The 12,513-nt window shown below is 64.7% G+C and carries 12 protein-coding genes; 6 read left to right on the forward strand and 6 right to left on the reverse strand.

Translation table 11 applies throughout. The features are described from left to right. Positions 1–31 precede the first annotated feature (31 nt). A complete protein-coding gene (locus tag OKA05_RS05885; protein ID WP_264486184.1) occupies positions 32–526 on the forward strand; it encodes a hypothetical protein in 495 nt (164 codons plus the stop codon). Positions 527–531: 5 nt separating this feature from the next. Here the strand turns inward: OKA05_RS05885 and OKA05_RS05890 are convergent, their stop codons facing one another. After that, complete coding sequence (locus OKA05_RS05890; protein ID WP_264486185.1) at positions 532–1,983, reverse strand: arylsulfatase; 1,452 nt, start codon at positions 1,981–1,983, stop codon at positions 532–534. 126 nt (positions 1,984–2,109) lie between these two features. Between OKA05_RS05890 and OKA05_RS05895 the strand changes: the two genes are divergently transcribed. Continuing rightward, positions 2,110–2,706: a TetR/AcrR family transcriptional regulator gene (locus OKA05_RS05895; RefSeq protein WP_264486186.1), complete on the forward strand. Its 597-nt coding sequence runs from the start codon at positions 2,110–2,112 to the stop codon at positions 2,704–2,706. Positions 2,707–2,785: 79 nt separating this feature from the next. Continuing rightward, complete coding sequence (locus OKA05_RS05900; RefSeq protein WP_264486187.1) at positions 2,786–3,865, forward strand: class I SAM-dependent methyltransferase; 1,080 nt, start codon at positions 2,786–2,788, stop codon at positions 3,863–3,865. Between the two features lie 155 nt (positions 3,866–4,020). On the opposite strand, the gene OKA05_RS05905 is transcribed toward OKA05_RS05900, so the two are convergent. The 4 genes from OKA05_RS05905 to OKA05_RS05920 form a co-directional block, all read right to left on the reverse strand. Beyond that, positions 4,021–4,446: a hypothetical protein gene (locus OKA05_RS05905; RefSeq protein ID WP_264486188.1), complete on the reverse strand. Its 426-nt coding sequence runs from the start codon at positions 4,444–4,446 to the stop codon at positions 4,021–4,023. Then, positions 4,443–5,531, reverse strand: a complete 1,089-nt coding sequence (locus OKA05_RS05910; RefSeq protein ID WP_264486189.1) for a class I SAM-dependent methyltransferase — start codon at positions 5,529–5,531, stop codon at positions 4,443–4,445. The genes OKA05_RS05905 and OKA05_RS05910 overlap by 4 nt, the downstream gene beginning before the upstream one ends. An 86-nt stretch (positions 5,532–5,617) precedes the next feature. Further along, positions 5,618–7,558, reverse strand: coding sequence for a helix-turn-helix transcriptional regulator (locus OKA05_RS05915; RefSeq protein ID WP_264486190.1), 1,941 nt, complete (start codon positions 7,556–7,558; stop codon positions 5,618–5,620). A gap of 40 nt (positions 7,559–7,598) precedes the next feature. After that, positions 7,599–8,330 carry an N-acetylmuramoyl-L-alanine amidase family protein gene (locus tag OKA05_RS05920; RefSeq protein ID WP_264486191.1) on the reverse strand — a complete coding sequence of 244 codons (732 nt, stop codon included), beginning with the start codon at positions 8,328–8,330 and terminating at the stop codon, positions 7,599–7,601. Between the two features lie 98 nt (positions 8,331–8,428). Here OKA05_RS05920 and OKA05_RS05925 point away from each other — a divergent pair, with 98 nt between their 5' ends. The 3 genes from OKA05_RS05925 (at position 8,429) to OKA05_RS05935 (ending at position 11,790) form a co-directional block, all read left to right on the forward strand. Next, the gene (locus OKA05_RS05925) at positions 8,429–8,791 is read left to right on the forward strand and encodes a hypothetical protein (RefSeq protein ID WP_264486192.1); all 363 of its coding nucleotides are present in this window, start codon (positions 8,429–8,431) and stop codon (positions 8,789–8,791) included. 61 nt (positions 8,792–8,852) lie between these two features. Then, the gene (locus OKA05_RS05930) at positions 8,853–9,539 is read left to right on the forward strand and encodes a tetratricopeptide repeat protein (RefSeq protein ID WP_264486193.1); all 687 of its coding nucleotides are present in this window, start codon (positions 8,853–8,855) and stop codon (positions 9,537–9,539) included. A 4-nt stretch (positions 9,540–9,543) separates the two neighbouring features. Then, positions 9,544–11,790, forward strand: coding sequence for a ComEC/Rec2 family competence protein (locus tag OKA05_RS05935; protein WP_264486194.1), 2,247 nt, complete (start codon positions 9,544–9,546; stop codon positions 11,788–11,790). Here the strand turns inward: OKA05_RS05935 and trmB are convergent. Then, positions 11,779–12,354, reverse strand: coding sequence for a tRNA (guanosine(46)-N7)-methyltransferase TrmB (gene trmB / locus OKA05_RS05940; RefSeq protein ID WP_264486195.1), 576 nt, complete (start codon positions 12,352–12,354; stop codon positions 11,779–11,781). The genes OKA05_RS05935 and trmB overlap by 12 nt on opposite strands. Positions 12,355–12,513: the final 159 nt, after the last annotated feature.

Here is a 12,513-nt window from a genome sequence, read left to right on the forward strand (position 1 = left end):
CGTCGTTTCGGGGACTCTGTGACTTCAATGTATGAGATTGCGCCGCTTTGGCGGAGATATCAGGCTTCCCTTCGTACTTCAGAAATTCGAAATGCAACGTCTGCGCGTCATTCTTCTTGCGATAGCCTTTGGTCTGGTGGGTGGACTCGCTGAGGGCAGCGATCAAGTGGATGAGGTTGCGGTAGGAGGTCGCATAAAGAAGCCGGGACATTATGATCGTATCGAGAATGAATCCCTGGCAGCCCTGATCAATCGAGTTGGTGGCATCCCTGCAACCCAAGCGGAGCTTGAACAGTATGAGCGTGGCGAACGGGTGTTAGGCGTTAGAATCTTCCTTTATCGGAAGGGTAAAAAGAGGGAGATCAATATCGACGCCAAGAGCAATGAGCTGTGGGAACTGAAGATCCTGCAGAAGGACGCGGTCATAGTAGCACGAGCAGAGCCATTGGAAGGGGTCAAATATCCAGCCGCGATCATCCTCAAGAAACAAGTGGCTGCACAAGGCGGCCGAGAAAGTAAACCGTGAGCCAGTCATGCTCCGGCACCCGGGATCTTCACGGGGAAGATCTCATTCGGTGTGGCCTCGCGTTTCAAGATCTCTGCGGCTTGCTCTATTAGCTCGGGATGCGCGGCGGACACGTCGGTGGTTTCGTTCGGGTCCTTCGCGATATCGAAGACTTGCCAAGGGCCGGGCTTCTTCCGGTTGAGGTTCGTCCGGATCACCTTGAAATCGCCCAGGCGCACGGCGACCTGGCCGCCGTACTCGGGGAAGACCCACAGCATCGGCTTCGCGCGTTCGACCTTGGCATCACTTGTTAGAGCGGGCCACAGATTGAGGCCATCGAGGCCGTCGGGCGCCTTCAAGCCGGTGGCGGCGCATAGCGTGGGGAACCAGTCGGGGAAGAAGCCGGGCGTCGCATTCTCCGCACCGGCCCTCACCTTGCCGGGAAGTCGCACCAGAGTCGGGACGCGCAGGCCGCCTTCATAGACGGAACCTTTCCGGCCGTTGAGTTCGCCGACGCTATTGAAAAATTTCGTGTCGGCACCACCGACATCGTGCGTCGCGCCGTTGTCGCTGGTGAAAACGATCAGCGTTTCATCCAGCACGCCCGCCTTCTCCAGGGCCTCCCGCACCGCCCCGACATGGCGATCGAGGTCGCTGATCATCGCCGCATAGGCTGCGTGCGGGCGGGGATGGGGCACGTAGCCCTTCTCACCGCGATAGGGCGTGGTGTCCCACTCCTTCGGATACTCGTCCAGCCGGTCGAGCGGCGGGTGAATCGCCACGTGCGGCTCGATGAAGGCGAGGTATAGGAAGAAGGGCTTCGCCTTGTTAGACGAGATGAACTCGCGCGCTTCCTTCACCATCAGGTCCGGCGCGTAGGTCTTCCCGATCCATGTTTCGGCCTTCACGTCGCCCTCGGGCTGCTTTGCATTGCCGGGGATCGGGGTGGGATTGATCTCCACCTGCTCGCCATTCCGCCACAGGAAGCGCGGGTAGTAGGAATGCGCGACGGCCTGGCAGTTGTAGCCGAAGAACAGGTCGAAGCCGTGCTTGTTCGGATCGCCGGTCGAGCCCGCCGGACCGAGGCCCCACTTGCCGATCGCCGCGGTGGCGTAGCCCGCCTTTTGAAAGGCCGCCGGCAGCGTCGCGATGTCCGCCGAGATCGGGTGCTGGCCTTCCTTGAACTGCGGGAAGGAAACCTTGGCCTGGCGGTTGCCGCGGATCTCGGCGTGGCCGAGGTGCTTGCCGGTCATCAGCGTGCAACGCGCCGGCGCGCAGACCGGGGCGCCGCTGTAGTGGTGGGTCAGCTTCGTCCCCTCCTTGGCGAGCCGGTCGATGTTCGGCGTGTGGATCTTCTCTTGGCCGAAGCAGCCGAGTTCCCCGTAACCCAGGTCGTCGGCGAGGATGAAGACCACGTTGAGAGCAGACGCCGGCAGTGCGCAGGCGAGCGTGGCGGCGAAGAAAAGGACGGGGCGCATCGGGATCAGGCTGGAGAAATCGCGGGAGGCTGTCTTTCCCAATTCGCGATCCGCGGCTTTGATTTTGCGCAGTGGGAAAAAGAAGCCGCTTGACCATACCAACCAGTTGGTCTAGTCCTCCCCGGCGTGTCCCTGAGCGAGTCCAAGGAGCGGATGTTGGCAGCAGCTAAAGCGCTGATGCTCGCCCAAGGCTATGGCGGAACGACCGTGGATGCGATCTGCGAAAAAGCCGGCCTGACCAAGGGCAGCTTTTACCACTTCTTCAAATCGAAGGAAGACCTCGGCCTGGCCGTGCTGGAGTGGTCGCTGACCAAGGGCGGCAAGCTGCTTTCCGAGGGTCCCCATGCCGCGATCGCCGATCCTGTGGCGCGGGCCTTCGGCTTCTTGGATCACGTGGAGGCTTGCGGAGCCGAGTTGTGGAGCGAGGGTTGCCTGCTGGGCACCTATGCCTCCGAGCTGGCCTCCACCAATGACCGCGTGCAGGCCACCGTGGCGCGGATGTTCCGCGAGGTCGGTGCCTATTTCAGCTCCGAGCTGGCGCCCTTGGTTGGCGCGGCACCCAAAGGCAGCCTTCCCGACGCGGAAGCGCTGGGAGAGCAATTTCTAGCACTGCTGGAAGGCGCTATTATCCTCGGCAAAGCCTACCGCGACCCCGCGCGCATCCGCGTGGCTGTCCAAGGCTTCCGCGAGAACATGCAGCGCGCGCTTGCCCTCCCTGTTTGATTTTTTTTGCCCAAGGACCATACCAACTGGTTGGTATGGTCGATTTAGAAGTGAACCGAACGAAACCAACCCATCCCAGATGAACTCGACCCTTGATGCTCCTGCGGCGGAAGTCCGCCCGGAACTCCTTGAAGCCTTCGCCGGCAAAGTCCTGAACGACCTCGGTGCCGCCGCCAGCGGTGCCTTGGTAGTGCTCGGCGACCGGCTGGGCCTCTATCGCGCCCTCGCTGAGGGTCCCACCACCTCCGCCGGCCTCGCCCTCCGCACCAAGCTGGATGAACGCTACCTGCGTGAATGGCTGTGTGCCCAAGCGGCCGCCGGCTACGTCGATTGCGATCCGGAAGCCGGCCTCTTCTTCATGTCGCCGGAACAGATCGCGGTGTTTGCCGATCCCGACCATCCCGCGGCGATGACCGGGGGCTTTTACACCATGGCCTCCGTCTACATCGACGAGCCGAAGGTGGCGGAGGTCTTCCGCACCGGTGCCGGCATCCCTTGGAGTGATCACCACAATTGCCTCTTCTGCGGCGTCGAGCGGTTCTTCCGCCCCGGCTACGCCGCGAATATCGTCCAGACATGGATTCCTGCCCTCGATGGCGTGGAGGAGAAGCTGCGTGCAGGCGGCCGCGTCGCCGACATCGGCTGCGGGCACGGGGTGTCCACGATCCTGATGGCGCAGGCCTATCCCGCGTCGCGCTTCAGGGGCTTCGACATTCATGAAGGCAGCATCGAGTCGGCCCGCCAGCATGCGGCCGAGGCCGGCGTGACCAATGTCGATTTCCAAGTCGCCACGGCGAAGGACTTCCCCGGCAACGACTACGACTTCGTGACGGTCTTCGATGCCTTGCACGATATGGGTGACCCGGTCGGTACGGCGCGTCACATCCGCCAAAGCCTGCGCCCCCATGGCACGTGGATGATTGTCGAGCCGATGGCCGGCGACTCGCTGGCCGACAACCTCAACCCGGTCGGCCGGATCTACTACAGCGCTTCCACCATGATCTGCACGCCGGGTTCACGCAGCCAGGAGGTGGGCCTCGCGCTCGGTGCCCAGGCGGGTGAGAAGAAACTCCGCGAAGTGGTCACCCAAGGCGGCTTCACCCGCTTCCGCCGCGCCGCCGAGACACCGGTGAATCTGATCCTCGAAGCACGGCCCTAACAGGTCCCCCGGGAGCGCCGGTCTTCAGACCGGCCCGAACGGTCCCTCCAAGCCGGTCTGAAGACCGGCGCCCCCTCGGACCAGAATCATCCGCACGCAGGCGGAGAGCCACAAATGATCGATCCCGGTCGGAGTGTCCGGCCGGGATCGTTCTGTTAGAAATACTGGCAGTGATCCGCGGCGAGTGCCTTCTCGCGCAGAAACCAGCCCGGATCGACAATGCCATCCGCTTCTTCGACGAGACCGTCCTCGCCCACATCGAAGGTCATCGCGGCATACTTGCAGCCGTAGAGCCGCACCTTGCCAGTGTCTTTCAACGCGGCCAGGAAGTCGCGAAGGTCGGTGGGATCGCCATCGCGCTCCAGGCGTTCACGAAGCCATGCTTCCTGATGCGCATGATCCTGGCTCATCCTCGTGGACTGGAGGCCGTCTGCGGTGAGCAAGCGCACCGACCACAGGGTGAATAGCACATCGACCTCGGTCCCTTGGCGCGCTTCGAGGAAGGCGAAGGTCAGCGGCGTGAGCACACGGTCGAAGGCATCCTCGCGGACGACAATGGCGAGTCGTTCGAGTGTTTTCATGGCTTCACGAGGTAGTAGTAGTTCTGGATGTCGTGCGGCAGCGTGTGGCGCGCGACGCTTGAGAACCCGGCGTTCGTCAAGAACTCGCGCGTCATCTGCTCGCCCCACATCGCGCCAACGCCAAGGCCGCCTTGAGACAACGAGACGGTCATGCAGTGCGTGCAGGAAAGGCTGTAGAGCAGCGTCCCTATCAGGTGATCACGGTTCTCCGCGACATTGCTGGACGCACCGATGTCCTGCATGAGGAACACCCCATCCGGCCGCAACGCACGACGGATGCCGGCCAGCACGTGGTCGGGCCGCGCCTGGTCGTGGATCGCATCGAAGGCGGTGATCAGATTGAAGTCCGCGGACGGCGCGGTTTTGTCAAAGTCCGAGAGATCTCGTACTTCGAAGCGGACATTGGTCAGGCCGAGCGCATGGGCCTCGTTCGCGGCATCGCGCGTCGCTTCCGCGCTGAGATCCCAACCGGTGAAGCGGCTATTCGGGAACTGCTTCGCCATCGCCAGGAGCGCCTTGCCGCGGCCGCAGCCGATGTCGAGCACGTCGATGCCGTTGTGAAGCGACAGAGCCAGCCCGGGAACCAGCGGCAGGATGTGCTCGAACAAGGCGCCAACCACCGTCTGCGCGCTGTCCTGCGCCATCACCTCGTGGAAGCGGGGAAAGTCGGAGTAAGGAATGCCGCCCCCGCGATGGAAGCAGTCGATGATCTTGTCTTCCACCGAGCCCATCATCGCGACGTACTGCGCGAGGTAGGCGAGATTCTCCGCGCCATCGCTGCCGGTCAACGAGGCCGAGGCGGCGGGGAGCAGGCTGAAGACGCTGCTGGTTTCATCGCAGGTCGCGATGCCGCCGCAGGTCATGGCGCCGAGCCATTCGCGGACGTAGCGTTCGTGGAGACCGGCGGTCTCCGCGAGTTCGTGGCTGGTGGCCGGACCGGCCTTGCGCATCGCGGCGAAGAGGCCGGTGCGGTAGCCGATGGAGATCATCACGGCGAGCGCGCCGTGGTTGAGGATGTCGAGGTAACGGCCGCCGAATTCGTCGAGCGATTCGGCGCTGAGTTTGGTATCACAGGCGAGGCACATGGTTGGCAGTGGGGTTGTGCCTCCCACCGTGCCGGAAAACCTCCCGCCGGAATAGATGTCGGAAGTACGGTATCCGCCGCGGCGGACTACGGTAGCTTCAGCCAGCCGCGCGACTGGGCGAGCGCCACCGCCTCGGGGCGCGTCCGGCAATTCATCCGCTCCAGCAGACGTCCCACGTGCATCTCGACGGTGCGCGTGCTGAGCTGCATCCGGTCGCCGATTTCCTTGCTCGTCAATCCGCTGGCGAGGAGGGAAAGAACCTCCACCTGGCGGGGCGTGAGATCGTTGCCATGGCCGTCCTTCAGCAGGGAAAGCAAGGGCCGCGCGCCAAGGCGGGTGGCGATCGCGATTGCCTCACGCCGGTCATCGGCAGTGCGGCGGCATTCGATCCACAGTTGTTCCAGTGGCAATCCCGCCTTGGCTTCGAGTCCGGCGGCTTCCTTCAAGTCGGCATCGAAACGTGAAGAGTCACCTTCCAGCTTTGCCTGCTCCGCGCCCAGCACCAGCAAGGCCGCGCGGCATTCCGGCAGGTCGTTGCGACGGCGGATGTGATTGAGGATGTCGATGCAGTCCGCGAGCTGCGCGGGCTTGCCGCGCTCGGCGTAATGAGCGCCGGCGAAGAGCAATCCGGGAATGGCATCGTGGAGATCGTCGGTCTCGCGCCACAACGTACGAATCTCATCGTAGCTCGCCGTGGCGGCATCCGCGTCGCCATTGGTCTCGTGCCAGTAGCCAAGCGACCACAGGCTCAGCAATTCCATCCCGACCATCCCCTCGGCGCGCTGGTATTTCAGTGAGTCGCCCAAGTGGCGCCAGGCCGCCGAGCGCTCGCCGCGGAAAGTCGTCACGAGACCGAGTACGCCGCAGGCGATCGCTTTCAGCGCCGGATGCAAGTCGGGAACGACAAGCACCTCGCGGGCGGTATCGACCGCGTCCTTCCAATCGCCAGTGCGGAAGCACGCATAGGAAAGGCAGCCCATGCAGACGACCTCGCTGCCATCGCCCGCGTCGCGGCAATAGCGGATGGCCACCCCATGCGACTGCTTCTCTAACAAATACTCGCCTGCGTAGTCGGCGATGTTCGCGCGGCGCTTGTAGGCGATTGCGGTTTGCTCCGGCAGCTCGTGGGCGATGGCCACGCGCAGGCTTTCCTCCACGCAATGTCTCGCGGTGTCCGCTTCACCTGCCATGGCCGCCAGTAGCCCCTTCCAGCCGAGCATTTCCGAACGCAACGCCGGGCTGCCGGACTTTTCCGCCGCGTCTTCCATCAGGCCGAAGGCCTGCCGTGCCGCAGCGATGCGGACGCGATTGCACAGGTGATCCACGTGAGCGAGCGCATGGTGCCATGCCTCGGCGGGTGGAAGTTCACGCGCCGCGACCTCGGCGGCCTCGGCCAGCAAGGTGCCGGTTTTGGCGACATCGGAGGAAAGCGCCGCGAGTTGGTGCAGCGACTCGGCGCGCAAGCCGTGATGGCCGGTATCGAGCGCGTGATCGGCGAGTTCCTCCCATGCCTTGCGGGCGGCATCGCAAAGCCGCGCATTGGCAGCACAGCGCGCCATTTCCCGCAGCACGCGCACCCGATCATCCGGCGAGTCGTCCCACGGCCAGAGTGCCAGGCAGCGGTCGATGTGCTCGAGCGCCTTGCGATAGTCACCGGCCGAACAAGCACACTCCCCGGCCTTCAGCCACTGCGCCCGCGCTAGGTCAAAGCGATGTGCCGCCTCAAAGTGAGCCGCCACGGTTTCCGCAGGCAGCCGTTGCTGCTTCGCCGCCTCGCCCAGCGCGAGGTGATGATCGCGGGCCCGCGACCACGGAATTGCGGCGACAAGCTTCTTCGGCTCGGCCGCGTTGGTGAAGCGGGCGAAGCCCGGTTGTTTGCCATCGGCCAGTGTGCCCGCGTCGAAGAGCGCGGCGAGATCGCTTTCCGAGACTCCGGACGAACGAAGCAAGGCCAGCGGGAACTCGCGGCCGAGCAAGGCCGCGCGTTCCAAGGCGGCGGTGGCATCGATCTTGGAACGGCGGCTCATGGGACGGCATTCGCGAATCGAGGAATGGCTCCGGGCGGTCTTACGATCCCGCCGGATCGGTCGGCCGGCTGGGCGGAGCGTTGATCGGGCGGGGCAGGGGACCGGTGCCGGCATCTCCTTTCGCCTGCTGGTCGAGGATGGCACGGGCAATCGCGGCGGCCATCTTGTCGCGATACGCCGGGTCGGCGCACAGCTTCGCCTCGGCGGCATTGCTGAGGTAGCCGAGTTCCAGCAGCACGCACGGGATATCCGGATTGCGGGTCAGGCGCAGGCGGCGGCGGACCAAGCCACGATTGCCGGATTCAGCGGGAGAAACCGCGGCCATGGCCCGCTGGAAACGGGTGGCCAGACCATGGCTATCCACCCGCCAGTAGTAAGTCTCCGGCCCACGGATACCGGAACTACTGGAGTTGTAGTGGAGGCTGACGAGAATCGTGCCGCCCTTGCCACTGGCGCGGGAAGCACGATCGTCGAGCTCGATGAAGCGGTCATCGCTGCGCATCAGGCGGGTCTTCACCCGGCCGCCGAGCTGGCGCTGGAGGCGCTTGGCGGTATCGAGCGCCAGGTCTTTCTCCTTCTGGCCCGTGGCGCGGGAAACCGCGCCGGGGTCCTTGCCGCCATGGCCGGCGTCGATGATGACAGTGTCGAACCCCTGCGGACCGGGGCGGTGGCCCCATTCATCGGGGCGACCATTGTTCGAGGTGCTCGAGCCGGGACCGGCGCAGGAGGCGGCCAGCAGGCAGGCGAACAAGGGGGCGAGTCGGGATTTCACGCCGCGCAGCATCGGCGGGCGAACAGGCGGAAGGCGATGAAAAAGGCGCGGTCGAAATTGGGGTTTGAAATTGCAGCCCGGGATTCCAGTTTGCCGCAGTGTTCCAGATCGTCTTCAATGAAATCAGCGCGGCCGAGATTTCCCGCCTCGACACGCTCGAGCAGCTCGACTTGCTCGACGAGTTCAAGGTGACCGAAAAGGACCTGGAAAGCCTCGACGGCGACCGCTTCGGCAAGATCGAGCGCGACGGCAAGACGCTCTATCGCTTCCGCGCCAAAGACTGGCGCTTCTACTTCGAGGTGAAGGACGGCCAGGTGATCGTCCACCGCGTGCTGCACAAGGGGACCTTCTCCGACTTTGCCTTCCGCTCGAAGATCCCGATCGGCGAGGACGAAGAGCTGGCGAAATCGAAGCACTTCTGGAAACTCATCGATGAAGGGCGGGCCGCGCGGCGGCTGTGAGTGACAGCGGCGGATTTTTAGCTTCCCGGCGGGTGCGGGCAGTTTCTTAGTCTCGCGACATATGAAGTGGGGTTTGTATGTCGTCTTGGTGCTCGTCACGCTGTTCTGCTGGGCAAATTTTGTGAAGGCAGGGAAAGAGGTGACGGAGAGCCAACAGAAGTTGGAGCAGGTGAGGAATGACGGCGAGGAATCCGAAGAGGTTATCAAGGGCCTCGATTCAAAGGTCCAGAACGCGGCAGGTAACCGGTTCGTGAACGGGCTTTTGCTCACTTTCCTTAGCGCGGGCCTGATCGGCATCGTCTTCGTCATCCACGTGCTGCCGATGCTCGCCCACCGCGTCACCCACGCCGTCTATGACAGTGGCGAGGAGGTGGAAAAGGATCCAATGCACGATGCCCGCTCCAAGGTCGCGCAGGGCGATTGGGAAGGGGCGATCGAGGCGTTCCGCCAAGCGGCGGCGGCCGATCCGCTCAACCGCCTGCCCTACGTCGAGATCTCGAAGATCCAGCTCGAGCAGCTTGAGGACCCTTCCTCCGCGGTCCAGACGCTGCGCCAGGCGATCGAGGGCCAGGAGTGGCAGGAAAACGACGCCGCATACCTCATGTTCCGCTTGGCGGGAATTTACGACGAACACATGCAGGACCGCACCTCGGCCGCGACCATCATGCAGCAGGTGATGGAGCAGTTCCCGGAAAGCCGCCACTCGGCCAACGCCCGCCACAAGCTCCACGAGTGGGGGCTTGTCTGAGGTCATGCGTGCCAAGCTCCGCCACTGGGTGGAGCTCCACCCCCTCCTGTGGGCCGCGCTGCTCGCGGTCGCGGCGGTGGCGGTGGCCGATGGGCACGTGGTCGCCGGGGTAGGGATGGGCCTGCTGATCTTGGCGGCGATCCTGTCGGCCGGGCGGGTCCATATCGCGGTTGCGGCCATCGGTTTCGCGGTCTTGGCCGGCTGGCTTCACGGCCAGCGGGTGGTGCCGCAGAGGGCCGCGCAGCAATGGGTGGCGGATTCCGGCGGGGTGTCGGCCACCGCGACGGCGAGGGTGCTTGCCGAGCCGCGGGGAACCGGCGGCGGCTGGTCGGCACTGGTCCGGATCGAGAGCGGCGGCCCGCCGGGGAAAGTGTCGTGGCTGGGGTTCGGCCCGGCGCCCGGGAAGGGCGCGAAGATCGAGGCACGCGGGCGTTTCCTGCCCTTTCCGACGAAAAGGAACCCGGGTGAATTTGACGTGGCGAGCTGGCTCCACCGTCAGGGAGCGTGGGGCACCTTCGAAGCGGGCGGCCTCGCCAAGCAGCTTGAACCTCCATCCGCCCTCGACCAAGCGGCCGGCAAGGCGCGGGCCTGGTTCCGCGAAGCGGTGACCGCCGGGCTGGACCCGCAGGGGCAGGAGGCGGCGGTGATCCGGGCGATGGTGCTGGGCGAGATGCCTCAGAACGAGGACGTGATGATCGAGGCGTATCGCCAGAGCGGGACGCTCCATGTCTTCTCGGTCAGCGGCATGCACGTGGCCATGGTCGGCCTGATCGTCTGGTGGGTCCTGCAGCTCTGGGTCCCGCGGCGGGTGGCGGTATTCGTGATCATCGCGGCGATGCTCGGCTATGTGTGGATCACCGGGATGAAACCTCCGTCCGTGCGTGCGCTCACGATGGCGACGGTGGTACTGGCTGCGTTCGTATTCCGACGACGCCCGGACCTGCTCAATGCGCTGGGCCTCGCCCTGCTGGCGGCGCTGCTGGCTGATGGGCACCTGCTTTTCCAAGTGGGCGTCCAGCTTTCCTTCGGGGTGGTGGCCGCCATCGGGATCGGCGCGGGGCTGACACGGCCGTATTTCGCCTTTTTGGTGAGAAAGGAGCCCTACCTGCCGAGGCAGCTCTACGGGCGCTGGCGGAAGGCGTGGCTGTGGTTTCGTCAAAAATGCGCGTCCGCGATGGGTGCGTCCACGGCTGCCAGCCTCGGCTCCTTGCCGCTGACCTTCTGGCATTTCGGGTTCGTCTCGTGGGTCTCGGCGCTGGCAAGTCCGCTGATCGGGCTGCCGGTGCTCGGGCTGATGATCCTGGCGCTGACTGCAACGGCACTGGCGCCCTTTCCCGCCGCCCAGCAGCAGGTCAATCGCCTGAACGGGCGCATGGCGTGGTGCTGCACCAAGCTTGCCACCTTCTTCGCCGCGATCCCCGCCGGGAATACCACTCGCCCGCGTGGCCGGCCGGCCGACGATTTCCTGATCGTCTATGACACCGGCTACGGCGGCGGGACGGCCTGCCTGCATGACGGGGAAACGTCGGTGCTCTTCGACACGGCCCACCGTCCGGGATTCCACCGGACGGTGCTGCCCTCGTTGCGGACCCTTGCGCTACGACCGCAAAGCATCGTGCTGAGCCATCCGGACGGCGGGCATCTCGGAGGCACGGTGGAGGCGCTCGATGCGTTCCCGGTGCGGCAAATCCTCCTGCCGGTCGAGCGGGCCCGCAGCACGGGCTTCCGCGACATCATGGCCGTTTCGCGGGACCGGGGAATTGCCACGTCGCTTGGTGCCAAGGGACAGCGATACACCATTTCTCCCGAAGCGTGGTTCGAGGTTCTTCATCAGCCCGACGCCCGCAATTGGAATGCCGTGGCAGACGAGCGGGTGATGGTCACGCGGCTTCACTGGCGCGGCTGGCGCGTCCTTTTCACCGCGGACGCCGGCCTGGCCACCGAACGCGCGATGCTGGAAGCCGGCGGCGATCTCCAAGCAGACGTGATTGTGGCGGGGCGGCACGGGAATGATTCCTCGCTCGGGGATGACTTCCTCGCGGCGGTGCGGCCAAAAGCCATCATCGCCGGTCACGCGGATTTCCCGCCGGAAGAACGGATACCGGCCGATTGGGCGGCGGCCTGCGAGGAGCAGGGAATCCGGGTCTTTCACCAAGGCCAGACCGGCGCGGTTACATTGGTCGTGGAGGAAGACGGCGCGCTGGTGATCCGCGGATTTCTGGATGGCTCCGAGCTGAGGCTACGCCGGTGATTTCCGCAGCCACAGCCCTTGCAGAGTCTTGCCCTCGCTCTCCCACAGGAGCTGGAAGTCGGTCTTGGGGTAAAAGAACGCGTCCTCCGGCCAATCGAGCCGCTCGAACTTGCCGAACGCCGCGACCTTTCCCTCGACCCACTCGAAATATTCGGGGTGGTCGGTCTTGAAGAGAAATTCGCCGCCGGGTTCGAGCAGGTCCCAGATCGCTTGCAGGAATTCCTCCTGAATGAGCCGCCGCCGGTGGTGGCGCAGCTTCGGCCACGGGTCCGGGCACAGCAGGTGCAGGCGGGAAACCGACTCGCGCGGCAGCAGCCACTCCGCGGTGTAGCGGCTCTCCAGGCGCAGCACCCGGGCATTCGTCAGGCCGAGCTTGCCGATGCGCTTGCAGACCTTCCGGACGCGGCCGAGCAGGCGTTCCACGCCGATGAAGTCGCGCTCCGGATAGCGGGCGGCCATTTCCAACAGGAACTTCCCGTCGCCGCAGCCGAGGTCGATTTCCAGCGGCCGTCCCTCGCGGACGAGCTCGTGCTTCTCCAGCCGCCGGAAATAATCGGCGGGCACGAATTCCTGGGGATCGGGGACGCGGTCAGGGCGCTGTGCTTCCATCGCACCGCGTTTCCAGACCGTACGAGCAAGTCTTTCAAGGCTTTCTTGGAACTTGGAACTTCTTACTCGGCACTTCAGGCTTCCGGGTTCCCGCTTGACGCTGTTTCCACCCAT

It is taken from the genome of Luteolibacter arcticus, from assembly GCF_025950235.1.
Lineage (GTDB): Bacteria > Verrucomicrobiota > Verrucomicrobiia > Verrucomicrobiales > Akkermansiaceae > Haloferula > Haloferula arctica.

What these genes read in the sequence shown, in the direction of transcription:
- OKA05_RS05910 (WP_264486189.1), bottom strand. Translation starts at nt 5,531, where the DNA reads ATGTGCCTCGCCTGTGATACCAAACTCAGCGCCGAATCGCTCGACGAA.
- OKA05_RS05915 (WP_264486190.1), bottom strand. Translation starts at nt 7,558, where the DNA reads ATGAGCCGCCGTTCCAAGATCGATGCCACCGCCGCCTTGGAACGCGCG.
- OKA05_RS05900 (WP_264486187.1), top strand. Translation starts at nt 2,786, where the DNA reads ATGAACTCGACCCTTGATGCTCCTGCGGCGGAAGTCCGCCCGGAACTC.
- OKA05_RS05935 (WP_264486194.1), top strand. Translation starts at nt 9,544, where the DNA reads ATGCGTGCCAAGCTCCGCCACTGGGTGGAGCTCCACCCCCTCCTGTGG.
- OKA05_RS05905 (WP_264486188.1), bottom strand. Translation starts at nt 4,446, where the DNA reads ATGAAAACACTCGAACGACTCGCCATTGTCGTCCGCGAGGATGCCTTC.
- OKA05_RS05890 (WP_264486185.1), bottom strand. Translation starts at nt 1,983, where the DNA reads ATGCGCCCCGTCCTTTTCTTCGCCGCCACGCTCGCCTGCGCACTGCCG.
- OKA05_RS05930 (WP_264486193.1), top strand. Translation starts at nt 8,853, where the DNA reads ATGAAGTGGGGTTTGTATGTCGTCTTGGTGCTCGTCACGCTGTTCTGC.
- OKA05_RS05885 (WP_264486184.1), top strand. Translation starts at nt 32, where the DNA reads ATGAGATTGCGCCGCTTTGGCGGAGATATCAGGCTTCCCTTCGTACTT.